Here is a 22214-nt window from a genome sequence, read left to right on the forward strand (position 1 = left end):
GCTGCAACGCCAATGATTTGTGGGGCAGGCCAGATGAGTTACAGCTTATCCTGCGCCCAGATCAGCGCGTTCTGGTATTCCGCTGGTAACAACGGCGCGAGTGCGGCCAGAGCTGCACGTAATTGTGCGCCATCGGGATGGTTCAAATTCATATGACCTACTTTACGGCCTGCGCGCACTTCTTTTTCATACCAGTGCAGATGCACCAGCGGCAGAGATAGCCATTCGATGTTCACTGGCGTGCCAATCAGGTTGACCATCGCTGACGGGGTGTTAACCACCGGCGTCGGTAAGGGCAGGTCCAAAATGGCGCGCAGGTGCAGTTCAAACTGGCTTATTGACGCACCATTTTGCGTCCAGTGACCGCTATTATGCACCCGTGGTGCCAGCTCATTGATCAACAGATTGTCGCCAACGATAAAGCACTCCATGGCCATTACGCCAACATAATTCAGCTCATCCATAATGGCTGACAGCATTTTTTCAGCTTGTTGCTGTAATCTGCTATCGGGCTGTGGCAAAGCCACGCTCATACGCAGGATGCCATCTTCATGCAGATTGTGGGTTAACGGGTAAAACACCGATTTGCCTTGGCTGCTGCGTGCGCCGACCAGCGAAACTTCACCGCTGAAGTTAATCCCTTGCTCAACGATGCATTCACCGTAAGCATCAGTTGGCAAGGTATCTTGATCACCTGCCCGCAACCGCCACTGACCACGTCCGTCATAGCCTCCGACCCGACGTTTGACAATGGCTAGCTCACCTAATGTTGCAAAGACCTGCGGCCATTCGCTGCTACTTGCTAATAGCTGCCAGGGTGCGGTTGGCAGATTCAGGCTATCGAGCAATTGCTTTTGTGTCAGGCGATCTGCCAGACGCGGGAAGATATCGCGGTTAACAAAAGCCGTGTGTGTGGCGAGTTCGCGGGTTAACGCTGTTTCTGGCCAGCGCTCAATCTCGGCGGTAATCACACTGTGCTGATAAGGCACGGCTTCAGGTTCTGCATCCAAGCCCACCGGATAAACTGCAATACCCAGGGGTTCGCCAGCCTGACGCAGCATGCGTCCTAGCTGACCATTACCTAATACGCAAACTGGTTTCATGCCTTCACCTGTAAGTCTGGCACCCGAGGATCTGGATTATCCAGCACTTCGTCAGTTTGGCTTTTGCGCCAATCAGCCAGACGAGCGGCTAATTCAGCATCGTGCAATGCCAATATTTGTGCGGCCAGCAAGGCGGCATTGGCAGCACCGGCTTTACCGATAGCCAAGGTTCCCACCGGGATACCGCGCGGCATTTGTACAATCGAATACAGGCTGTCGACGCCACTCAGCGCAGCACTTTGTACCGGAACACCTAAAACAGGTACCAGCGTTTTTGCCGCAATCATACCCGGCAGATGTGCAGCACCACCGGCACCGGCAACTATCACCTGTAGGCCATTGGCTTGGGCTGACTCGGCAAAACTGAACAGCTTATCGGGGGTGCGGTGTGCGGAGACAACTTCCACATGAAATGGAACATTGAGCGTGGTGAGCACGTCAGCGGCGAACTGCATGGTGGCCCAGTCACTCTTGGACCCCATTACGATAGCGATTTTAACCCCGGCTGCATAAGCCGAATCGAGGTTAGCTCCCATGAGTGTAAAGCTCCTGTGATTGCGCAAGCGTCGGCCAGAATGATTTTACTTAAATCGTGACTGGCGAAGAGGGCGTAGAGCATATCATGAGCCAAAGGCGAGGAAAACGGTTGCGTCGCGGCTTTTAGTGGGATTTATCGGTTTTTTATACCCACTCGCCAGATAAACCTGAAGGTCAAAATGGGAATTTAATCAACTCAACACTGTCTGCCGTGACTTTGACCATCGAACCCTCAACATGCCAGGCACCGAGAACCACACGATGGGCGGTTGTGGCGGGGAGTGCTACGGGGTGAACCGCTGGGCGATGCGTATGCCCGTGGATCATCCAACTGACGCCATTACGTTGGAAGCTATCAATCACTGCTTGTTGATTTACATCCATGATAAGTTCAGATTTGCCGCTATTGTTCTGCTGACTTTGGTTACGCATATAAGCCGCAATGCGTAAACGAAAACGCAGAGGTAGCCACAGGAACAGTTTTTGAATCAGTGGATTATGTACTCTACGACGAAAATGCTGATATTCGGTGTCATCGGTGCACAGTGTATCACCATGTAAAATAACAATTTTACGGTCATACAGTTCGACGACTATCTCTTCCGGCAGCAGGATCATCCCACTTTCTTGAGCAAAGTGTTTACCGAGCAAAAAGTCACGATTACCGTGGATAAAGTAGCAAGGTATACCCCGTTGTTGGAGTGATTTCAGCGCAGCGGCAACTTGCCGGTACAGTGGTTCGGGGTCATCATCGCCAATCCAGGACTCGAACAGATCACCCAGGATATATAACGCATCAGCATGAATGGCTTCACGCTGTATAAAATGCAGGAAACCGGCAGTGATTGCCGGTTCCTGAACGCTAAGATGCAAATCTGCAATAAAAAGCGTGCTCATTAAGCTGTCATTATTCGCTGATAGTGACGCTTTTGATGATCACATCTTCTTTTGGTACATCCTGATGCATACCGCTACGGCCAGTAGCAACGTTTTTGATTTTATCAACAACGTCCAAACCTTCAGTAACTTCAGCAAATACGCAGTAACCCCAACCATCTGGGCGCTCTGAACGGAAGTTCAGGAAGTCGTTGTCGGCAACGTTAATGAAGAACTGTGCAGTGGCAGAGTGCGGATCGTTGGTACGCGCCATTGCCAGGGTGCCACGGGTGTTTTTCAGGCCGTTGTTAGCTTCGTTTTTGATAGTTGCATCCGTGGTTTTCTGGTTCATGCCCGGCTCAAAACCACCGCCTTGAATCATGAAACCGTCGATAACACGGTGGAAGATAGTGTTATCATAGAAGCCTTTACGGCAGTAGTTCAGGAAGTTTTCAACGGTAACCGGCGCTTTATCCGCGAAGGTATTGACGACGATATCGCCGTGATTAGTATGAAACGTGACCATAATAATGTTCCTGCTAGTGTAATAGTGTATTCACAAATGAGTCGTAACTCTTTAGACGGCTCTTATATCATAACTCTGAGATTGAGTCAGCACTCGAAACGCCAGCAAGAAGTGTGAAAAAGTGCTGAATCAGTGGCTGATTTACCGCATAATCTGGTGATATCCTTTTATCTCCCTCGCCCTTGACGTTGTTTGCGCTCTACCGGCAACGCCAATGAGTTTGGGTATAAACCATGCTTACCGCAAAACAAAAACCACGGAATGTCCCGATGCTAAAGATTTTTAATACACTGAGTCGCCAAAAAGAGGAATTCAAGCCTATTCATGCCGGTAAAATTGGTATGTACGTATGCGGGATCACCATTTATGACCTGTGTCACATTGGGCATGGGCGTACTTTTGTCGCTTTCGACGTCGTGGCGCGTTATTTGCGTTATTTAGGTTACTCTCTGACGTATGTGCGTAATGTTACCGATGTTGACGATAAAATTATCAAGCGCGCATTGGAAAACAATGAAAGCTGTGAGCAACTGACGACACGTATGCTGGCAGAAATGCATAAAGATTTCGATGCACTGAATCTTGAACGCCCTGATTTAGAGCCGCGTGCGACTCACCATATTCCTGAAATTATTGCGCTGACTGAGCGTTTGATTGCCCGTGATCACGCTTATGTCGCGTCAAATGGCGATGTGATGTTTGCTGTGGACAGTGACCCTGATTACGGTTTGCTGTCCCGTCAGGATTTGGATCAATTGCAGGCCGGTGCCCGGGTTGAAGTGGCTGATGTTAAACGCAATCCGATGGATTTTGTCTTGTGGAAAATGTCTAAACCGGGTGAACCAAGTTGGGCATCACCTTGGGGCCCGGGCCGCCCTGGCTGGCATATCGAGTGCTCGGCGATGAATGGCAAACAGTTGGGCGCACATTTTGATATTCACGGCGGTGGTTCTGATTTGATGTTCCCGCACCACGAAAATGAAATTGCGCAATCTACCTGTGCCCATGATGGTCCCTATGTGAACTACTGGATGCACTCCGGTATGGTGATGATTGACAAAGAAAAAATGTCTAAATCACTGAATAACTTCTTCACTATTCGTGATGTGCTGGCCTATTACGATGCTGAAACCGTACGTTACTTCCTGATGTCTGGCCACTATCGCAGTCAGCTTAACTACAGCGAAGAGAACCTGAAACAGGCACGTGCCTCACTAGAACGCCTGTATACCGCTCTGCGTGGTACTGATGCGAGTGCGATGCCTGCGGGTGGTGCAGAGTTTGAAGCGCGTTTCCGTGCCGCAATGGATGATGATTTCAATACTCCAGAAGCCTATTCGGTACTGTTTGATATTGCCCGTGAAGTAAACCGCCTAAAAACTGAAGATATTATGGCGGCGAATGGCTTAGCGGCAGAATTGCGTAAACTGGCCCATGTGCTGGGATTATTAGAGCAGGATCCAGAGCTGTTTTTACAAAGTGGCGCGCAGACTAATGACGACGAAGTAGCAAAAATAGAAGCGTTAATTAAGCAACGTAACGATGCCCGTAGCAGTAAAGATTGGGCGCTGGCCGATTCGGCCCGTGATCAGTTGAATGAGCTGGGTATTGTGCTGGAAGATGGCCCACAAGGGACGATATGGCGCCGTAAATAGCATGGTATTGGGTGGATAGGTGCAATTTAGCTATCTGCATCTAAAAAAATTGCGGTTCTGGTGCTGACCAGTAACCGCATTTTTTTGCCCTTATCTCGCCATGGCAGTCTTTCGCAATAACCAGCTAGAACTCGCCTTTGCTGAGGTGATTAGGCTTTAACCTGCACTTTCATGCCTTGAAACTCAACAATCTGGTCAGCCAGGATTTTGCAGCGCTTACGTGTTTCTACATTCCCGTCGACTTTCACCTGTCCATCTGCGATGGCGGCTTTCGCTGAGGCACCGCTGTCGTTCCAGCCCTGTAACTTTAATAAGTCACACAGCTCAACGTGTGGGTGTTTTTCCAAATGAAAAATGTCCATTCCTGTCCTTACAATCAATTTTCGTTGATGTCGTGATATTCCTCGCAGGCTTGCAAGGTATTTTGTATCAGTGTTGCAACGGTCATCGGCCCGACGCCACCGGGAACCGGTGTAATCCAACCCGCACGCTCAACGGCGACATCAAATTCTACATCGCCGACTACTTTACCACTTTCCAGACGGTTAATGCCTACATCAATCACGATAGCACCAGGTTTAATCCATTCACCGGGAATAAAACCGGGTTTACCCACGGCAACCACCAGCAAGTCAGCATTTTCCACATGTTGGCGCAGATTTTTGGTAAAACGATGCGTGACGGTGGTAGTGCAACCTGCTAGCAGCAGTTCAAGGCTCATCGGGCGGCCTACAATATTGGATGCACCGACCACAACTGCATTGAGGCCGTATGTCGAGATATTATAACGCTCCAGCAAAGTAACGATGCCGCGTGGGGTGCAAGGGCGCAATTTCGGTGCGCGTTGACACAGGCGGCCCACGTTATACGGGTGGAAGCCATCTACGTCTTTATCTGGGTGGATACGTTCCAGCACTTTGACATTATCAATGCCTGCAGGCAGTGGCAGTTGCACCAGAATCCCATCAATTTCACCATCGTCATTCAGTGAATCAATCAATGCCAGCAACTCTGCTTCAGTGGTGGTCACTGGCAGATCATAAGAACGCGAAACAAAACCGACCTCTTCGCACGCCTTACGCTTACTGGCGACATAAATTTGTGAGGCTGGGTTGACACCAACTAATACTACAGCAAGGCCGGGAGCACGCTTACCGGCAGCCAAACGTCTCTGTACCAACGCAGCAACTTCATTTCTTACCTGCTGAGCAATCGTTTTACCATCAATAATTTTTGCTGACATCAGTGGAGGGATCCATCAATTAAAAAAAGCGGGAATGTGCCTATTTTGTCAGAAGCGGGTCGTGCTGTCAGGCATATAATAACGATTAATTAACGATTAAATAGCCAGATGATAAACCGTAAGGCGAAAACCCATTGACTCGAAAGAGACTGCCCGTATAATCCAACCCGCAACTGACTACCGGCAGTGTTCTGTGCTGCGGTAAATATCAAATGCGCCCTTAGCTCAGTTGGATAGAGCAACGGCCTTCTAAGCCGTAGGTCACAGGTTCGAATCCTGTAGGGCGTACCATTTCGAAGTAAATAGACGTCAACTGACGTCTTTTTTTATGCCTGAAATTCAGTGAGTTGGTTGATTTCAGCGCGTCGAAACTCTCTCAGTATCTACCTACATCTACCTGCATCAAGTAATATCTGTTGGTATATGTGATGGTACATCCCCGTTCAATGAAATCTTGTACCAACAGCCAGCAACGGAGAGCCCCAAATGGCATTAACCGATGTGAAGGTAAGAAGTGCAAAGCCTACCGACAAGCCTTATAAGCTTACCGATGGCGAAGGTATGCATTTAATGGTTCATCCCAATGGATCTAAATATTGGCGCTTACAGTACCGCTTTGACGGCAAACAAAAGATGCTGGCGTTGGGTATCTATCCAGAGATTTCCTTATCTGAAGCCAGACAACGAAGAGATGAAGCTAAGCGGCAAGTCGCTAACGCTATCGATCCCAGCGAACAGAAAAAGGTTGAAAAACAAGCTCGCAAAGCGACTGTAGAAAATACCTTTAAAGCTATTGCTCTGGAATGGCATGAGTACAAACGGCCAAACTGGTCCAAAGGCTACGCGGAAGACATCATGGAAGCATTTGAAAACGATATCTTCCCGGATATTGGTAAGCGCCCAATAGCAGAGATAAAGCCTCTGGAGATCCTCAGTTCACTTCGTAAACTCGAAAAACGTGGCGTCCTCGACAAGCTGCGCAAAATCCGCCAGGCCTGCAACCAAGTGTTTCGTTACGCCATTGTCACTGGGCGCGCTGAATCTAACCCAGCCTCAGAACTGGCAAGTGCACTAACTCCGCCAAAATCTGTGCACTATCCTCACCTGTTATCGGATGAACTTCCAGCTTTCTTAAAGGCTCTCGCCGCTTATTCCGGTAGCCCAATAACTCGGCTAGCAACAAAGATTCTGATGCTAACTGGTGTTCGTACCATTGAGCTCCGCATGGCTGAATGGAAAGAGTTCGATTTCGACAAGCGGGTTTGGGAAGTACCAGTTGAAAGGATGAAGATGCGCCGCCCACATCTGGTGCCATTGTCCGATCAGGTTGTGGCAGCACTACGTGAAATCCAGGTAGTGACAGGTCGCTACAATCTGGTATTCCCTGGGCGTAACGACATCACTAAACCGATGAGTGAAGCTAGTATTAATCAGGTACTGAAACGGATTGGATATCATGGGAAGGCTACGGGGCACGGTTTTCGGCACACGATGAGCACCATCCTGCATGAACAGAGCTATAGCACGGCATGGATCGAGTTACAGCTTGCTCATGTGGATAAGAACACCATTCGTGGCACCTACAACCATGCACAGTATCTGGAGCAGCGTAGGGATATGTTGCAGTGGTATGGAGATTATATTGACGGATTAGAGAATGGAGAGGCTAGTTTGGTGAGTAAAATGATTTTAAGAGAGTGAGGCTGTGAAGGCCGTTTTTAATCCGGCCTTTGAACTGTGTACAGATTTTCGTTTGGGATTAGGGTTATTATCAGCTGACACATTTGCTTGACGATCTGAGCATAGGCCATATCCATTGGCGCTCGTCAGCAGCACATATTATTGCCTTTAGCCGATCTGTTATGTAGAAGAGTTCATCTCTCCTGCGCCATCCCTGAAAAGCCCGGCGATCCATTCCGCAAAAGCGCGCACGGCGGGAGAAAGAAAGCGCTGATGCGGATAGATCATCGTTACCGGCACTGATGGCGGATGCCAGTCCGCCAGAACCTCGATCAGCTTTCCGTGCTGAAGATTCTCAGAGATAATATTCTCCGCAAGCTGTGCCAGCCCAAAACCTTCAAGGCACATTTTTATATAGAGCCCCGTTTCGTTCACGGCGGCATCTCCCTTCACCGGGACGGACATCGTCTCCGAGCCTCGCACAAAACGCAGTTCATTGGTCCGTCTGGCCGAGCCGGAAAAGTAATGGATCGCCCGATGGTGCGACAACGCTTCAGGAGTCTCAGGGACACCGTACTCTCTGAGATAGTCCGGAGAGGCGCAGGTCACCCAGCGAAACCGGCCAAGCGGACGGGCAACCAGCGTGGAGTCTGTTAATTCCCCGGTTCTGATGACGCAATCCACGCCCTCCTGAACGAGATCGACCTGCCGGTCGCTGACGCCAATCATCAGGTAAATATCCGGATAGAGCCGGTAAAAATCTTTCAGGTTTGGCATGACGATGAAATGGGCGATCCCACCGGGCATATCAACCCGCAGCCGCCCCTGGGGTCGCCTGACGGAATCCGTCAGGCTGGATTCAGTGTGTTCAATTAACGACAGGATTTCCCGGCACTGCGCAAGATACTGCAGGCCTTCAGGGGTGAGGCTGACCCGCCTCGTCGTCCGGTTAAGCAGACGCACCTGCAGGTATTTCTCCAGATTTTTAATCGTGCTGGTGACGGTGGAAGAGGGCAGTGACAGTGTCTCTGCCGCGCGCACAAAACTTCCGGCTTCAGCGACCCGTGTAAAAACCTGCATAGCCTGAATCCGATCCATTGTCCTTCTCCCGAGCAAAGAGTGAGTCTGATTATTCGTAAATTATGAATTATGAAAACGTTTTAAGCATCTTTTTCAGATTAATAAGGTGATGTATTGTTTCTTCATTAAACAGGAAAGAGGCAACTTTAATGACCGATTACATCCGAAATATTGTTAACAATCAGACTATAACGCCACCGGCAACGTTGATTCGTGGCGCGACGATACTGAGCATGGATGAGCGCGTCGGTAACATTGAACGCGGTGATATTCTCATCAACGGTTCAACTATTACCGCCGTGGGCCAGAACCTAGAAGCGCCAGGAGCCCATGTCATCGATGCCACCAACATGATCGCTATGCCGGGGATGGTCGACTCTCATCGTCACGCATGGGAAGGACAGCTGCGCCGCATTAACCCTAATGCCACCTGTCTGGACGACTACAGCAACGCCACGCACTTCTCGTTCGCTAAATATTACCGGCCTGCCGATATATATGTCGGCAACCTGCTGACGGCAGTGGGCGCTATTGACGCGGGTATCACCACCATGATTGATAATTCGCACAACAGCCGCACCGCAGCGCATTCGGATGCCGCCGTCGAGGCCCTGCTTGATAGCGGCATTCGCGCCATCCATGCTTCTGGTGCACCGGTAGCAGGCGAATGGGATAAAGCGCACTGGCCGGGTAACTGGCAGCGCCTGCAGGAAAAGTATTTCACGAACAACCCTGAAAGCCTGGTGTATCTTGCCGTCATGGCCCAGCTGGAGCCAGATCTGTGGGCCGAGGCCCGCAGGCTGGGACTGTCGATCGTGACTGAGTTCTTTGGTGCTGAGATGGGGTCTGAACTTGAGTCACTGCATCAGCAGGGGCTGCTGGGTCCGGACAATATTTTCAATCACTGCACAGCGTTGCCTGACGAGGGATGGGAAATTCTGCGGGAAGCCGGTGTCCGGGTGAACGTTTGCCCGCGCTCAGATTCGCACTATGGCATCGAAAGCGGGATGTTCGCCATTGAGGCCGCGCAGCGTCATGGGATCAACCCCGGCCTGAGCGTTGACAATGAAACCTCATACAGCACCGACATGTTTATGGAGATGCGCGTGGCCTTTTACCTGCAGCGGGTGATGGGCATGCATCAGCAGCAGTGCTGCGATTCCGAATATGCGCTGAAAACGCTCCCGGCGGCGCAACTCCTTAAAGCAGCGACTCTCGATGGCGCGGCCTGTGCAGGGCTGCAGGACAAAGTGGGTAGTCTGACGCCGGGCAAACAGGCTGACCTGGTGCTGATCAACGCCAGTGATATCAACCTTTACCCGTCAGGACATGCCTTTGGCACGGTGGTACATGCCGCAGAGCGCAGCAACATCGACACCGTCATGATCGGCGGACGCATCGTTAAACAGAACGGCAGGGTGCTGGGCGTAGACAGCGCACGACTGCATGCAGCGATTGATGAGTCGCGTGAGCACCTGTTTGCCGCCTCTGGCTACCAGCCTGACATGTTTGCTGACACCTTCCTGCCGCTGGAGCAGGCAGACTGACCGGGATGAAAAACATGAGCATGATCTATTACGTAATCGCTTTTGCCGCAGGTCTCGGTATCACCCTGCAGACGACCCTGAACAGCCAGCTGGCGCGAGGACTGGGCGGCGACCCTGTCACCGCTGCCCTGTTTTCCTTTACGGCCGGTGCGTTCAGTCTGGGGATTTACTCGCTGCTGCGGGGTGGATTGATGACATCGTTAGCGGCCATTCCGTCGCAACCACTTTGGAGTCTGGCGGGCGGTCTAATAGGCGCATGTGCCCTGTTCAGCTATGTGGTGCTCGCGCCGAAAATCGGGTTTTCAGCCCTGCTGGGGCTGGCAATTGTCGGACAATTACTCTCATCACAGATGATTGACCATTTTGGATTGCTGGGGGCCGTGCGACGGCCGGTTTCGTTACTCAGGCTGGGGGGAATGCTGGTTATGCTGATCGGACTTGCCGTCATGCTTTTCAGCGATCGGCTTTCTGCGCGTTTTCTGCAGTAACTGCGTTTACCCACGTTTACCACAGCGCAGATGCGGGTGAGCCACGCTCAATGCGCAGTACGACCTTTATTTATCCGGAGGATTAACATGTTTTCAATTGCAGCTGATGTCAGGAATACGCTGGGAGAGTGCCCCCTGTGGTGTGAAAGAACGCGCAGACTCTATTGGACTGACATTGAATGCAGTGAGCTACTCGCCTTAGAAGAAGGCGATGACGCTGTGATGCGCTGGTCGCTGCCAGAACGCCTTGGGTCCTTTGCCCTGACAGAAAAGAGTAACATTCTGCTGATGGGACTCGCGTCTAGGCTGGCTTTCTATGATCTCAACACCGGTATTCTTACAACGGTGGCAGCCTCACCGGGAGAAACAGGCACCCGCACAGGTGACGGACGGTGCGACCGTGCCGGTAATTTTGTCTTTGGGACTATGGATGAAGGTTATCCCGTAAAAGTCATCGGTAAATTTCACCGACTAAATGCTGCAACGCTGACCGTTGAAACGCTTTCGCTGCCCGAGGTCGCCATCCCGAACAGCATCTGTTTCAGCCCCGATGGCTGCACGATCTATTACAGCGACTCGATGCAGGGCAAAATATTCTGCTGCGATTATCCATCTCTGGACAAGCCGCGCGTGTTCACCGAAACAGTAGGCAATGGTGCACCTGACGGCTCCTGCGTGGATGCGATGGGCTATTTATGGAATGCTGAATGGGGAGGGAATCGTATTGTTCGTTACAGTCCGGATGGGACCACAGACACTATCCTGCCATCCCTTGGTATCCAGAGTACCTGTCCGACACTTGCCGGTGAGGGCTTCACCAACCTCTACTGCACCACTGCTTCTGTGGGGCTCTCTGCGCCATCAATTTATGACGGTGCTTTACTGAAGGCCGAATCTACAGTCTTTGCCGGTTTACCAGAAAGCCGGTTTACAGCATAAACAATGTGAGAGTTCTAATTGCCGCATGCGGGCAGGACTTTATCTGGCACAAAGCAGTCTGAGGCGGGCGTAGGGTCCGTTAAGAGCGAGGAACAGACATTCATGATATTTTTCCGCGTATGTAAACAATGGGCTGGGGGGCAGCCCATTAATGGCTCGCAGATGCCTTTAAACTAATGCTGATTCAGAGCACCTCATGTAATTACGAAGCACGTGCTCCATTCATGATGATATTTCTTCTGAAGTTATCCACTACTATCAGAGCCGTTTTACTGGTCATGTATGTCTCCTCAACGGGGATTCTATCGGGATTTGGATGGCGACTTAACTGCGAAGGAATGCCAGCAAATCATTGTTGAGCCGTTCCTTGTGGGTATCTGTAATACCGTGAGGAGCTCCGTTATAAATCACCAGTTCAGCATGTGGAATAAGCCTGGATGAGGATCGGGCAGCAGCGTCGATTGGGACTATTTGGTCATCATCGCCGTGTAAAATCAGCGTAGGAAGAGAGAATTTCTTAAGGTCCTCGGTAAAGTCTGTTTCGGAGAACGCTTTGATGCAGTCATAAGTGTTTTTGTGTCCGCCCATCATGCCCTGCACCCAGAAGGCATAGATTACCCCTTGGGATGGGATGGCACCGGGACGGTTATATCCAAAGAAGGGGCCGCTGGCGACGTCAATGTAAAGCTGCGAGCGGTCAGCAACAGAAGCTGCACGGATCCCATCAAAAACTGACAGTGGCAGACCACCTGGATTTGACTCAGTCTGCACCATGAGCGGAGGAACTGCCGAGATCAACCCCGCTTTGGCTAACCGAGCAGTCCCGTGGCGACCAATATATCGTGCCACTTCGCCGCCCCCCGCGGAGAAACCGAACAGTGAGGCCCCTTCTATCTCCAGATGATCCAGTAATTCTGCCAAATCGTCAGCATAAGTATCCATTTCATTCCCGTTCCAGGGTTGGCTGGAGCGACCGTGCCCCCGGCGGTCATGGGCTATGACCCGGTAGCCATTGTTTGCCAGGAAGAACATTTGCGCTTCCCAGCTATCGGAGCTCAGAGGCCAGCCATGACTAAGAACCACCACCGGGCCTGTGCCCCAGTCTTTATAATAGATCTCAGTCTTGTCCCGAGTAGTAAATGTGCTCATAGATTTCGCTCTCCGTTAAAAATAGCAATGACATTGCCATTTTTTAGTCACAAGAAGGCCGTCGCCAGAGCATCAGAATAGAGAGGCTGGCGAAAGTGTTTCGGTTTTTAAAGGTTTGAGGGGTGTTGACCTTACCCTTTGCTCATGACTGTGTCAGGTGCAGTCAGATTTGAATCCACACCCGCTCCGCCTGAACGTCAATTTCAAAAGTATAGACAGGGCACCTCACGGCCGCTAATTATTTTTTAATCAACTTCATTTTCAAAACAGTTTGTATAAGGTCATGTTGAACGGAGCCAAGTCACGCCTCTTCTCTTCCAGTTCGAGTCTAATCTGAACTGTCCTCGTATGGGATATGGAGAATGGTGAGTTGCACTCTGTGAACTACACTCTATTGAAATTAAAAAGCGCAAATGCAATTGCCTGGTTTCGAAAGTTTTCGGCTGATGGCTACCGTTGCCACGGATATTGAGTCTAATTCTGAGTATGAGCATACAGCGACCTGAGTTGTCGGCGTCTCCCTCATATTCTGATAATCATTTTAACTCTCCGGAAAACTGTCTTTAAGAGGTGAAGCCATGTGTTACCGCATCTTTGGAAATACAGGTCTTAGACTCTCAACACTCGCCCTCGGCACCGGTAATTTCGGCAACGGTTGGGGTTATGGTTCGGATAAGGATGAAGCACGTAATATCTACACAGCACTAACCACTCGCACGACCTCAAGCAAAGAAGAGTTTTTGGTGCTGCAAAAATGGAGGCCATCAATTTGATGATTCGCCTCGATAAACTACGCGCCATTACTCCTCTGGATGCAAATACAAGCTTCGGATGTATTACATTTATACCGTAAGAATATTCATTATCCTGTTTTACAATATGAGTGAAAGGAATAAGCGTTATAACGTCTGCTCCTGGCACTAAACCGCCTAAAGAACATCGGGCAGCTTTGAGCGAAGAGCGGACATTCTTGTGCAAAATATGTCGCTAAATTACAGTGAAGTTATTTTCGACCAACGCTATAGCCAACTGAACAAGCAGGAAGTTAAAAAATATGAGCAGGCGATTATGTAGGGATAACCGCACCAAAATACGAAACATTCCCCGTCGTATAAAATCACTTAACCGTTGGTCCGAAACTTTTCATAACCCAGTTCGTGCCGTTTTTCCGGAAGAGCAACATTACTGGAATTACAAGATACCTGTAGAAATTAATCTTGTTCAAGGAAAATACAGCAAGCAGAAAGTTAAGGCAGAGTGTGCGCAAGTCATGATCAATGCCTGTTCCAACTTGATGCTCGCCACAGCAGATTGCGATGATATCCCTCGAATTACTGCCGTAATTTGCCTCCCGGATATGTTTACAAGTGAGGTCTGTTTATTTCGTTCAGAGGAATACTTTCAAAGCTTCATTACAGAGGGGAGTTCTGAAAATGGTTCATCGGTACTCCTCAGGGAACGAAGCCTTGCCCGTGAGTGGGGGCTTATTCTTCCAGATGGGGTTCAGGAATTAGGTATTACACTTGACTACTATGGTGGTGACGACCCGGATGAGTGGTTTTCAGGCGAACGCTGGTATTATGGGCAATTATAGTGACCTGGCCATTTAGCGATATAAATGCAAGAGTAACTGAGTACATCTGGAAACTCACCAGACATACTGTCATTACTAGGTTTATCAATTGTCTTAGCAGATGTGTAGCCAATGAAAAAAAAGCTTCGCCAACGTAACCAAGCCTGGATCTCACGGCAATTGCGACGTGCACAAAAAGAAGGAATGCCGTTAAGTTTCTTTATTAACTTTCCTTCAATACGCGCAGTTGCATGTAATGGTGAGCGCCTTAAACGACGTGGTCGTCTCAAGCCGGACTGGGAGCGCGCATTGTTTCATCCGGGTTGGGGAGAAGTGCCGATTGTTGGGCAAAAAGACACAGTTTACTGGTTTGAGGGATTTGATAAGGAACAGTTGCCTGTTGAATTGGTGCCGCTGTGGGAAGATGCCTGACTGTATTTACTTTGATTGATAGCTTTCAGTGCAACACTTAATCCACGCTATAGTCAGCGAGGAGCGGAAGTTAATTTTACGGCTATAGGATATAACCATTAAACTATGTCGGTCGTATTTACCATAATAGATCTATTGCTAATCGACTGCAAAGATATTAAAAGCACATAGAATGTGCCGTGCTCAAGGGACTACACAACAGGGGTTGCTGGAGGTCATAACTGCAAGGGCAGTTTTTTTAACATGCCAGATAAGGGAGTTAAAGACGAAAGCGTAAAGTATCATTGCAGAGTGCCGATAAAAATAGCGTCTTTTTTATTATATGGATATTACATGCATAAAATTATCTGCTCCATTGTGCTCATGCTAGGAATGACAGGGGCTACGTTACCTGTTTATGCCAATACGTTGACGCAAAGCCTGACGCGTTGCGACACAACATTTTTCAGTGAAATCTATCATCAGCGAACCACACTCAGTCGCGTAGCACCTTTAACGGTTGACCAGCAATTTCACGCCTGGTTCAAAGCGCCGGTTGACGGTAATGGCATCGTCTGGTTTGCCCAACCTCTACATGAATTAAATCTGACGCTATCGGGATATTTTCTGCAAACCAGCAACCTTAATGAAATCAATTATGGTAAGTACTATTACTGGGGGCTGATTTTCAAAGAATCGCCTGAAGAGGTCATGTCCAAGCTTGATCATTTAACCTGGGGCAAGGCCGGAGATGATTATCTCTCTCAGGCGATGATTAAAGTAGACCCCAACAGTGCCTGGAGAGAAAATGCGCAAGCGGTGTCAGGTATTGCTCCGGCAAAAGAAAGCACCGAAAAGCTGTTAATGCTCAGCAAAGGTAAAGAAGGGACATTATTGCTCTGTTCCGTTCAGGGAAATGTCACACCTGATATGCTCGCGACATTACGACCTGATTTAACCGGCGGGGTAGCGAAATGAAAAAGCTGATATGGCTGGCATTACTTATGCTGGCGGGGTGTACTGGGATCAGTAAACCACAGCCGCAAGTGCCCGCCCAAGCACCGGCTGGTTTAATAAAAATTCTTGCAGATGATAGAGTGACTTCGTATGTCGATTTCAGGGTGATTTCAACTTACCAGGGTAACAGCCACTTGCGCCGGTTTTATTTCATCAATAACTACGCGGAGCAGACACTGATTATAAAAAACCCACCCGTCTACGTTTCCAGTTCCCGGGCAATCGATGTTATTAACTGCGACAAAAACCAGCGTGCGGTTATGGGACGTACGCTTTTTTCCAAACCGTTTGCGGAAGGCGATCTTATACATGCGGAGCTGGATGTGGGCCAATGGGAAACCTTCCCGAAAGACTCTCTTTTTGGGATAATAGCTGAAACCATGTGCAGTATTCCCGTTGAAAAACTCAAGCCAGAGCCGGCGAAAGAAAACCGCAAGCCGCTACTGGATTAATTAGCATTAATCGGAACCCGACGGTCCACGCTGAAGCAGATGGCCTGTATTGGTAACGGGCTATCTGCAATAAGTAAAAGGACAGAGCGCTTCTCTGGCGCGCCCGCTTACACTTAAATTGGCATCCACTCAGAATGGATAACATTGCGAATCATCAGGATAACAAAGCCAAAAAGCTCTATCGCAGAGTCAATACGACCACGCGCTACTATTCGGACAAGCCGGGCGGTGAATATCGCCAGCAGGGAAATCAAAAAAAGATATACGGCCAATATTTTGCCGCAGCGTGAATCTATGTACGTTAAACAGCAACTCCGGCTGGATTATTCTCCGTTGTTGTGTATGAGCGAACAACAGACGCTTAACTTGTGGCATGGAAGCATCTCGATTATTCGTGGCTATTCGCAAAGCATTGGATAACTTGAGTCCCACGTCACCTTAGAGTGCGATCCTACTGATAAAGGAATGATTAATGAAAGCAAGGGTGCTTTTAAGTCTATTATTTTTGGCAATATCATTTAATGTCGCTGCATTTACTCAATTCAAACCGGCGGTCTTAAATGCTGCTCTTTTGTTCGAGCATGATGCAACTACTGGGAACGTAAAACATAGCATCCAGTGGATCCGAGATGTTTACGGTAAACTTCAGGCTATGACAGAAGTTAGATACGATCAAAGCGGGTGCTTTACTAATATCAACATGGTTGATAAGGCAAATGACCGAGAGTTCCATTTGGTAAACAAAGATGGTGCACTAACCTCTTTTAAAGGCCTGCGTATTACCGGAAAAATCAATGAACTTTGCGAAATCACTGAGCTTGAGAATGAAAAGGGCAAATATGTGCTCAGCTATAATGTACGTGGGTTGCTTGAAACAATCGTGGACAAAGACACGGGCGAAGTTGTAAAGCGATATGAATATCACAATAACCAATTCCCTGTGCGTATAAGAAACTATAAAGATCAAGAGGATACTCGCATATTTTACCCATCCGGAAGCGCGCAATTTCTTGACTTAGATAGTGTATCAAAAAGAGGGGGATTAACTGTCCGGGTAAAGCAAAATTGTGCTTACACCGCTGATGGTAATGCAGATAAATGCTCGTTGATAGCCTCCACTAATGACGACTATCGTGGCTCAATCCTCATCTGGATTTCTAATCATGAAACGGAATATTTCTGAATCTATTAAAAATGGCCGAGCCAACACAACCTCACTCGTGAGGTTGACCTGCTTCCTAATTTTTAACGCAATGTAATATTATCAATGTCCACTCTTGGCACGAAGTTGACGGGCAGATTTGAGCGAAGAGCGGAAATTCGCTGACCCCGAATATGCTCAAGAGTAAAAAGTAATACAGGATCAACGGTATAATTGTGGATCAGTTCTTTTTAGAAAATAGATAAATGCCAGTCGATGCGACTGACTGAGGAAATTTCCCATCGAAAATTATCGGCTACATCGTGGCAGGCTTATCGACCATATCCAGCTTGTAGTAAACAACTTCGAAACAAGCAAAGCTTTTTACACAGTTGTACTATCTGTTCTGGAGATCCCTGTAATAAGTACAGACGACGATTATATCTGGGCAGATGAACTTGTCGTTTCGTCAGTAAAAAGTCCAGCCTCTGCAGGTGAGCTGACAGGACGCCATCATTTGGCTTTTCAGGCCAAGAACCGTGAAGTGGTGGATGCTTTTTACCATGCGGCACTCTCTCATGGTGGGCGTGACAATGGAGCGCCTGGCGAACGAAGCTACCATCCAGGGTACTACGCGGCTTTTGTGCTCGATCCTGATGGTAACAACATCGAGGCTGTTTACCATGGAGAGGCAGAGCGCAGTACACAGTCTGTAGAGATTCGCTTCAGCCTCTGAGTAATATGAATGGCTGGTACTAATACTGTAAGTATCCCACAACGGCGGATAGTGCGCTTTTAGCTATCTATCCGGTTCGTGCCATAACTTTCTCTATATCCGCTGCTGGCACGAAACGGACAAATTAACTGGGCTGGGGGTCCACTGTGAGCGAGGAGCGGACGTTTGCGCTTATGCGCGCAAAACCGGGAATGTGTACGTAAGGTGCTGCGTCATTAGAGAAAGTTGAGTGGCTTGTCTCGTCTGCAGGCAGAGGGTAGCTGATCCCGGTGGACGTTTTTCAGTTTGTCTGGCCGAAAGATAATTAATACTATAATTTTGAAAAAGTTAAACTAAGTATGATGCATAAGACATGAAGCTAAAGGACAGATATGACAGCATATTCAAACTCTGATGCGGCAAGGGATTTACGCTCGGCCTTAGACAAGGCACCCGCTGGCGCTGTGAACGGAGAATGGTTCTTTATCACCGAACAGGCTGGAGTCTCCTCACAAACCGGAGGCTACATGTATGCAGACGGGAGTCACGTTGCAGGGGGTAACCACTCCTTTGAGAAGGTCCGGGAGGTTGTCGAGAAACTCGAAACATCACGGATACAGCCCTTTAATAAGGTTATCGTTCACTGGACAAGGTCTAAAATACCCTTAATACGGGGGCGCGTTACGGTTGACACACTATTCGATGAGACCATTGTGCCGCGCGATCCTCAAGACCCGATTTATGAGGCTGCCGCTGTAGCAAGGCGAGCATTCTGGAAAATGTATGGCGACGTGTCTGATGGCTTTACTGCTGAACGAGGTGACGCAAACGTACACAACCAGACGAAATGGTTCGGGCCGCATCGCCGTGTACTCAGCACTAAGAGCCGCACCAAATTAACGCTGGCCACTGATGGCCTCTCGACGCCCTGGGCCGGCATTGCAGACCCGGAAAATGGCGTAGGATGCGAACTTTTCATGGAATTAGATGCTTCGGATATTACCAGCCATCAGATTGATGACTGGGCTCATCTATTAATCAGCTTGGGGGATCTCGTTGCTGATGGCTATCAGGTCGCTACCGATGTTGAAAAATATGGCGCAATCCTGTTTTGCACTCTTACAGACGAATATAACCCAATGACCCGAATCATCCTCAGCCGTGATGGCCGTAGGATTGATAATTTGCCTTTCGGTTCCGTTCCGCTGATCCGCGTAACGCCGATAGCAGAGTCAGAGATTGAACACCTTGATCAATCTGATGAATGGGCATCAAGCGCAGCTAGACACATTCTAGCGGAACGGCAGATAGAAACATAGACAATTATCACGAAGTTATTCACGCCCTTTACGGGGCTGAGTGAGTTCACTCACCTTACTTAAAGGAAGAACAGCAACAAATGATTGGACCTTGTTCCGCTGTGAGCGAAAAGCGGACCTTATTGTACAAAGCATGTAGCCAGATTACAGTGAAGCCACTGATTGACAAGTGAGTCAAACCAGACAAGCAGCCAATGAAACAAAACTTCGCCAACTTAACCAAATCTGGATAACTGATCGGTTCATGAGGACAACAAATAATGTCATTCAATAATAAAAAACTGTTAATTACTCTCTTATCCCTCTGCACATTTCAGACTTATGCAGCACAATGCACTGCGGAAATCTTCGCTAAAAACAAACTGAACAACTTCATCCTTCTGAGCCAGCCGACAAGAACTGAAATTCCCAAATCTGTATCAATCACTATTGATAGTCCTGATGGGTATCTTCGCACATCGGTTCAAAGCAACTTCAGTCAATGCGGTGAGTTAATTGGCGGCCGTATGAAGGAGGTCAAAACCTCAACAGGCCAGAAAGCAGTTTTCACGGCAACCTCTGAAATTCAGTTGAATAAAACGGAATTTGGCTGGCGCATCCAGGTGGACTCAAACGGGGTCATAGCCGATAAAAACAGTCAGAAAACCACGCAGGCATATCGGCAGACTCTTGAGGGAATTTACCTGCTTAACGATAAAGGAATTATCAACCGTGCAGTTAATCGTTCGGTTATCGAGGCCACAAAACAGGAAGATAAAGATAAAACCGTAGTAGGCACAATCGACTACGACTTCAATTCATCAGGATTACTGGCAAGCGCGGCAAGCAAAGGAAGTATGGCGATAGATAATAATACGATTGTATATAGTTATGATGGCAATCATCGCCTGATCAAAACCCAATCACCCTCAACCATAGAAGAGTATGGCTATGATAACGAGGGCCGTGAGTTGACCCTGAGCAAGACTCAGACGTATTTCACCATCGAAAAAAATCTGACCACCTGCGAGGAGTGGAACTCACATGGAGAATGCACACGCGCCAATATGGATATCACAATCACCCCAACTGATCGGACAGGTAAACAGTATGTGGACAAACATAACGCCGTAATGACGGCGAAATATGAATACTGGAACTGACCATTTCACCTGCTACATAAGAAGTCAAAATGGTATTGGATCCGCATCTGGATCCTTTATTTCATCCAGATTCTGAGCTGAACCGCCCCGGTATAGCTTGGTCGAGAGCCGACTTGAGCCAGTACGGCTGTAAGTATCCCTGCAAACGAACCATCAATTTTTAGAGGGCCTCTGGCACTCCAGCTTCCGCTGCTGGCACGAAGCTGCCGTATGTCAGGCCCAAGGACAGCTTTGAGCGAGGAGCGGAATGATGGCATTAATTCCCATGCTGACGAAGTAGTTGTCTAGAGTCTGATTTTATCTAAAATTCGCCCTAAATCATTTAACAACGTAAAAGCGGCTTCTTTTGACGCCCCGATTCTAGTTTCAAATTCAGGTACAGAAATACCATTGCAAACTTCATTCAACGCTGAATAGAGAATTAACAACTCATTGTTATCTAGAGATAATTCAGTCTTTTTTTTGTCAACTGATACGGCGTCCATTACTCACCTCAAATTATCTAACTATGCTCTGGCATGTACATGCCTAAGAAGTTCAGCCTTATAAAACAATATTCCACATCAGTTGAGAGGTTTCAAACTCATTAGTCTAGATAAGTAGGCCGTTAACAGCCTATTGCTGAATGACACCTTACTTACGGTGATAGAGCAGTGCAACGCAGATAAGGGGAGTATTCGGAAAATCGAATCTGCCCGACAGGGTGGTAACCAGATTGTGCAACCCTAAAGAAGTGGCAAAGCTGCGAACAAAGAACATGAAGGCCCAGTTTAACGACTGGGCCTTATCAATTATTCTGGTTTGCTATAGCCCCACTTTATGAAATGAATCAACCCCATGCCACCATGAGCAATGATGTATGCCTCAATAAGGCCGGTTAGCGTTTTATGGATATCTTTCATATCTAATGCCCATGCTGAACCTGAACGCCACAGCATGAACCAGGTAAAACCTGAGAGAACGACGAGTGAAAGAGCTCCAAGCCCTAAACCTTGAACAGATGTTGCTAGGCCACTTGGTTCACTTTCAGGCAATTTGAAGCGGGTAAGTGTTTTTATATCACGGATTATTTTAGTGAAATCTCCCCAGAGGTAGGGATAAAAATAACGAAACCCTCGGGTGGATAAACAATAAATAACCAGTACAACGCATAAGCACAATAGTGTGATACCGACCGATATGTGCATCCAAGTGAATAACTCAGTGGTTATCCCAGGTCTGATTTGTTGAGATGAAGTGAATCCCATGCCGTTGCTGTTGAGTATCTGCACTATTATAAGCGCAGCAAGAGTTAGATGCAGACATCGTAAAAAGAGCTTTTGGTATTGGCCTAAAAAGGACCAAAAACTGCCTACTAACTTTGATAGCCAACTCGCCATATTAATTCTCCATTATCGATATAGTCGCTGCTGCATAGTTATACATATTAAAATATTAAGACAACTTAGGTAACAAGATTTTGTCTGAAAATACCGCTTAGTTATTGAAATTAATTAGAGGTTAGTCACAACCTTCTGCTCATGTTTAAAAGGGCATAGAATGATTACTCCTCTTAATTGGAGGTTTTATGTTCAAGAAGATTTTAAACAGTAAGCTAGAAGGTTATATCGTAGGAATACTG

The 22214-nt window shown here is 48.1% G+C and carries 25 protein-coding genes and 1 tRNA gene; 16 read left to right on the plus strand and 10 right to left on the minus strand.

What is annotated here, in order from left to right:
- Positions 1-38 precede the first annotated feature (38 nt).
- From purK to ppiB, 4 genes are all read right to left on the minus strand, one after another.
- Positions 39-1103, minus strand: coding sequence for a 5-(carboxyamino)imidazole ribonucleotide synthase (purK, locus tag Q2T72_RS05815; RefSeq protein ID WP_372568787.1), 1065 nt, complete (start codon positions 1101-1103; stop codon positions 39-41).
- The gene (gene purE / locus Q2T72_RS05820; RefSeq protein WP_083159909.1) at positions 1100-1639 is read right to left on the minus strand and encodes a 5-(carboxyamino)imidazole ribonucleotide mutase; all 540 of its coding nucleotides are present in this window, start codon (positions 1637-1639) and stop codon (positions 1100-1102) included. The genes purK and purE overlap by 4 nt, the downstream gene beginning before the upstream one ends.
- Before the next feature lie 175 nt (positions 1640-1814).
- On the minus strand, positions 1815-2537 hold the full coding sequence (locus Q2T72_RS05825) for a UDP-2,3-diacylglucosamine diphosphatase (RefSeq protein WP_372568788.1): 723 nt from the start codon (positions 2535-2537) through the stop codon (positions 1815-1817).
- A gap of 10 nt (positions 2538-2547) precedes the next feature.
- Positions 2548-3042: a peptidylprolyl isomerase B gene (gene ppiB, locus Q2T72_RS05830; protein ID WP_005182430.1), complete on the minus strand. Its 495-nt coding sequence runs from the start codon at positions 3040-3042 to the stop codon at positions 2548-2550.
- Positions 3043-3311: 269 nt separating this feature from the next.
- Here ppiB and cysS point away from each other — a divergent pair, with 269 nt between their 5' ends.
- Complete coding sequence (cysS, locus tag Q2T72_RS05835) at positions 3312-4697, plus strand: cysteine--tRNA ligase (RefSeq protein ID WP_083159905.1); 1386 nt, start codon at positions 3312-3314, stop codon at positions 4695-4697.
- Between the two features lie 149 nt (positions 4698-4846).
- On the opposite strand, the gene ybcJ is transcribed toward cysS, so the two are convergent.
- Entirely contained in the window at positions 4847-5059 is a 213-nt protein-coding gene (gene ybcJ, locus Q2T72_RS05840) for a ribosome-associated protein YbcJ (RefSeq protein WP_004390634.1), read from the minus strand.
- Positions 5060-5073: 14 nt separating this feature from the next.
- Positions 5074-5940: a bifunctional methylenetetrahydrofolate dehydrogenase/methenyltetrahydrofolate cyclohydrolase FolD gene (gene folD, locus Q2T72_RS05845; protein ID WP_372568789.1), complete on the minus strand. Its 867-nt coding sequence runs from the start codon at positions 5938-5940 to the stop codon at positions 5074-5076.
- 214 nt (positions 5941-6154) lie between these two features.
- Here folD and Q2T72_RS05850 point away from each other — a divergent pair.
- Together Q2T72_RS05850 and Q2T72_RS05855 are read left to right on the plus strand one after the other, a co-directional pair.
- A tRNA-Arg gene (locus tag Q2T72_RS05850) sits at positions 6155-6231 on the plus strand.
- A gap of 195 nt (positions 6232-6426) precedes the next feature.
- Entirely contained in the window at positions 6427-7641 is a 1215-nt protein-coding gene (locus Q2T72_RS05855; RefSeq protein ID WP_372568790.1) for a tyrosine-type recombinase/integrase, read from the plus strand.
- 159 nt (positions 7642-7800) lie between these two features.
- On the opposite strand, the gene Q2T72_RS05860 is transcribed toward Q2T72_RS05855, so the two are convergent.
- On the minus strand, positions 7801-8718 hold the full coding sequence (locus Q2T72_RS05860; RefSeq protein ID WP_372568791.1) for a LysR family transcriptional regulator: 918 nt from the start codon (positions 8716-8718) through the stop codon (positions 7801-7803).
- Between the two features lie 131 nt (positions 8719-8849).
- Between Q2T72_RS05860 and Q2T72_RS05865 the strand changes: the two genes are divergently transcribed.
- From Q2T72_RS05865 to Q2T72_RS05875, 3 genes are all read left to right on the plus strand, one after another.
- Positions 8850-10247 carry an amidohydrolase family protein gene (locus Q2T72_RS05865; RefSeq protein WP_372568792.1) on the plus strand — a complete coding sequence of 466 codons (1398 nt, stop codon included), beginning with the start codon at positions 8850-8852 and terminating at the stop codon, positions 10245-10247.
- 14 nt (positions 10248-10261) lie between these two features.
- Positions 10262-10735, plus strand: a complete 474-nt coding sequence (locus tag Q2T72_RS05870) for a DMT family transporter (RefSeq protein ID WP_372568793.1) — start codon at positions 10262-10264, stop codon at positions 10733-10735.
- 87 nt (positions 10736-10822) lie between these two features.
- On the plus strand, positions 10823-11674 hold the full coding sequence (locus tag Q2T72_RS05875) for an SMP-30/gluconolactonase/LRE family protein (RefSeq protein ID WP_372568794.1): 852 nt from the start codon (positions 10823-10825) through the stop codon (positions 11672-11674).
- Between the two features lie 324 nt (positions 11675-11998).
- Here the strand turns inward: Q2T72_RS05875 and Q2T72_RS05880 are convergent, their stop codons facing one another.
- Complete coding sequence (locus tag Q2T72_RS05880) at positions 11999-12823, minus strand: alpha/beta fold hydrolase (protein WP_050883252.1); 825 nt, start codon at positions 12821-12823, stop codon at positions 11999-12001.
- A gap of 578 nt (positions 12824-13401) precedes the next feature.
- Between Q2T72_RS05880 and Q2T72_RS05885 the strand changes: the two genes are divergently transcribed.
- The 10 genes from Q2T72_RS05885 to Q2T72_RS05930 all read left to right on the plus strand — a co-directional run bounded on the left by Q2T72_RS05885 (position 13402) and on the right by Q2T72_RS05930 (position 20593).
- Entirely contained in the window at positions 13402-13596 is a 195-nt protein-coding gene (locus Q2T72_RS05885; RefSeq protein WP_074010916.1) for a hypothetical protein, read from the plus strand.
- Between the two features lie 281 nt (positions 13597-13877).
- The gene (locus Q2T72_RS05890; RefSeq protein ID WP_372568795.1) at positions 13878-14417 is read left to right on the plus strand and encodes a DUF3916 domain-containing protein; all 540 of its coding nucleotides are present in this window, start codon (positions 13878-13880) and stop codon (positions 14415-14417) included.
- A gap of 111 nt (positions 14418-14528) precedes the next feature.
- The gene (locus Q2T72_RS05895) at positions 14529-14828 is read left to right on the plus strand and encodes a hypothetical protein (protein WP_145603350.1); all 300 of its coding nucleotides are present in this window, start codon (positions 14529-14531) and stop codon (positions 14826-14828) included.
- A 333-nt stretch (positions 14829-15161) separates the two neighbouring features.
- Positions 15162-15785: a hypothetical protein gene (locus tag Q2T72_RS05900; RefSeq protein ID WP_050089656.1), complete on the plus strand. Its 624-nt coding sequence runs from the start codon at positions 15162-15164 to the stop codon at positions 15783-15785.
- The gene (locus tag Q2T72_RS05905) at positions 15782-16276 is read left to right on the plus strand and encodes a surface-adhesin E family protein (RefSeq protein WP_226714027.1); all 495 of its coding nucleotides are present in this window, start codon (positions 15782-15784) and stop codon (positions 16274-16276) included. Before Q2T72_RS05900 ends, Q2T72_RS05905 begins: the two co-directional genes overlap by 4 nt.
- A 134-nt stretch (positions 16277-16410) precedes the next feature.
- Positions 16411-16566, plus strand: coding sequence for a hypothetical protein (locus Q2T72_RS05910; protein ID WP_155412742.1), 156 nt, complete (start codon positions 16411-16413; stop codon positions 16564-16566).
- A 182-nt stretch (positions 16567-16748) separates the two neighbouring features.
- Entirely contained in the window at positions 16749-17459 is a 711-nt protein-coding gene (locus Q2T72_RS05915) for a YnfC family lipoprotein (protein ID WP_372568796.1), read from the plus strand.
- Between the two features lie 259 nt (positions 17460-17718).
- Complete coding sequence (locus Q2T72_RS05920; protein WP_032905710.1) at positions 17719-18153, plus strand: VOC family protein; 435 nt, start codon at positions 17719-17721, stop codon at positions 18151-18153.
- A 371-nt stretch (positions 18154-18524) separates the two neighbouring features.
- Positions 18525-19451: a hypothetical protein gene (locus tag Q2T72_RS05925; RefSeq protein WP_372568797.1), complete on the plus strand. Its 927-nt coding sequence runs from the start codon at positions 18525-18527 to the stop codon at positions 19449-19451.
- Positions 19452-19711: 260 nt separating this feature from the next.
- Entirely contained in the window at positions 19712-20593 is an 882-nt protein-coding gene (locus Q2T72_RS05930; protein ID WP_042569354.1) for a hypothetical protein, read from the plus strand.
- 284 nt (positions 20594-20877) lie between these two features.
- On the opposite strand, the gene Q2T72_RS05935 is transcribed toward Q2T72_RS05930, so the two are convergent.
- Together Q2T72_RS05935 and Q2T72_RS05940 are read right to left on the minus strand one after the other, a co-directional pair.
- Positions 20878-21078: a hypothetical protein gene (locus Q2T72_RS05935; protein ID WP_019213397.1), complete on the minus strand. Its 201-nt coding sequence runs from the start codon at positions 21076-21078 to the stop codon at positions 20878-20880.
- 306 nt (positions 21079-21384) lie between these two features.
- Complete coding sequence (locus Q2T72_RS05940; protein ID WP_372568798.1) at positions 21385-21972, minus strand: cytochrome b/b6 domain-containing protein; 588 nt, start codon at positions 21970-21972, stop codon at positions 21385-21387.
- Between the last annotated feature and the right edge of the window lie 242 nt (positions 21973-22214).

Origin of the sequence: Yersinia sp. 2466 StPb PI, from assembly GCF_041538325.1 — a bacterium.
Classification (GTDB): domain Bacteria; phylum Pseudomonadota; class Gammaproteobacteria; order Enterobacterales; family Enterobacteriaceae; genus Yersinia; species Yersinia enterocolitica_E.

What these genes read in the sequence shown, in the direction of transcription:
- Q2T72_RS05880 (WP_050883252.1), bottom strand. Translation starts at nt 12,823, where the DNA reads ATGAGCACATTTACTACTCGGGACAAGACTGAGATCTATTATAAAGAC.
- Q2T72_RS05910 (WP_155412742.1), top strand. Translation starts at nt 16,411, where the DNA reads ATGGATAACATTGCGAATCATCAGGATAACAAAGCCAAAAAGCTCTAT.
- Q2T72_RS05885 (WP_074010916.1), top strand. Translation starts at nt 13,402, where the DNA reads ATGTGTTACCGCATCTTTGGAAATACAGGTCTTAGACTCTCAACACTC.
- Q2T72_RS05860 (WP_372568791.1), bottom strand. Translation starts at nt 8,718, where the DNA reads ATGGATCGGATTCAGGCTATGCAGGTTTTTACACGGGTCGCTGAAGCC.
- ppiB (WP_005182430.1), bottom strand. Translation starts at nt 3,042, where the DNA reads ATGGTCACGTTTCATACTAATCACGGCGATATCGTCGTCAATACCTTC.
- Q2T72_RS05875 (WP_372568794.1), top strand. Translation starts at nt 10,823, where the DNA reads ATGTTTTCAATTGCAGCTGATGTCAGGAATACGCTGGGAGAGTGCCCC.
- ybcJ (WP_004390634.1), bottom strand. Translation starts at nt 5,059, where the DNA reads ATGGACATTTTTCATTTGGAAAAACACCCACACGTTGAGCTGTGTGAC.
- purE (WP_083159909.1), bottom strand. Translation starts at nt 1,639, where the DNA reads ATGGGAGCTAACCTCGATTCGGCTTATGCAGCCGGGGTTAAAATCGCT.
- cysS (WP_083159905.1), top strand. Translation starts at nt 3,312, where the DNA reads ATGCTAAAGATTTTTAATACACTGAGTCGCCAAAAAGAGGAATTCAAG.
- Q2T72_RS05935 (WP_019213397.1), bottom strand. Translation starts at nt 21,078, where the DNA reads ATGGACGCCGTATCAGTTGACAAAAAAAAGACTGAATTATCTCTAGAT.
- Q2T72_RS05940 (WP_372568798.1), bottom strand. Translation starts at nt 21,972, where the DNA reads ATGGCGAGTTGGCTATCAAAGTTAGTAGGCAGTTTTTGGTCCTTTTTA.
- folD (WP_372568789.1), bottom strand. Translation starts at nt 5,940, where the DNA reads ATGTCAGCAAAAATTATTGATGGTAAAACGATTGCTCAGCAGGTAAGA.
- Q2T72_RS05890 (WP_372568795.1), top strand. Translation starts at nt 13,878, where the DNA reads ATGAGCAGGCGATTATGTAGGGATAACCGCACCAAAATACGAAACATT.
- Q2T72_RS05895 (WP_145603350.1), top strand. Translation starts at nt 14,529, where the DNA reads ATGAAAAAAAAGCTTCGCCAACGTAACCAAGCCTGGATCTCACGGCAA.
- Q2T72_RS05900 (WP_050089656.1), top strand. Translation starts at nt 15,162, where the DNA reads ATGCATAAAATTATCTGCTCCATTGTGCTCATGCTAGGAATGACAGGG.
- Q2T72_RS05870 (WP_372568793.1), top strand. Translation starts at nt 10,262, where the DNA reads ATGAGCATGATCTATTACGTAATCGCTTTTGCCGCAGGTCTCGGTATC.
- Q2T72_RS05925 (WP_372568797.1), top strand. Translation starts at nt 18,525, where the DNA reads ATGACAGCATATTCAAACTCTGATGCGGCAAGGGATTTACGCTCGGCC.
- purK (WP_372568787.1), bottom strand. Translation starts at nt 1,103, where the DNA reads ATGAAACCAGTTTGCGTATTAGGTAATGGTCAGCTAGGACGCATGCTG.
- Q2T72_RS05905 (WP_226714027.1), top strand. Translation starts at nt 15,782, where the DNA reads ATGAAAAAGCTGATATGGCTGGCATTACTTATGCTGGCGGGGTGTACT.
- Q2T72_RS05855 (WP_372568790.1), top strand. Translation starts at nt 6,427, where the DNA reads ATGGCATTAACCGATGTGAAGGTAAGAAGTGCAAAGCCTACCGACAAG.
- Q2T72_RS05930 (WP_042569354.1), top strand. Translation starts at nt 19,712, where the DNA reads ATGTCATTCAATAATAAAAAACTGTTAATTACTCTCTTATCCCTCTGC.
- Q2T72_RS05865 (WP_372568792.1), top strand. Translation starts at nt 8,850, where the DNA reads ATGACCGATTACATCCGAAATATTGTTAACAATCAGACTATAACGCCA.
- Q2T72_RS05825 (WP_372568788.1), bottom strand. Translation starts at nt 2,537, where the DNA reads ATGAGCACGCTTTTTATTGCAGATTTGCATCTTAGCGTTCAGGAACCG.
- Q2T72_RS05915 (WP_372568796.1), top strand. Translation starts at nt 16,749, where the DNA reads ATGAAAGCAAGGGTGCTTTTAAGTCTATTATTTTTGGCAATATCATTT.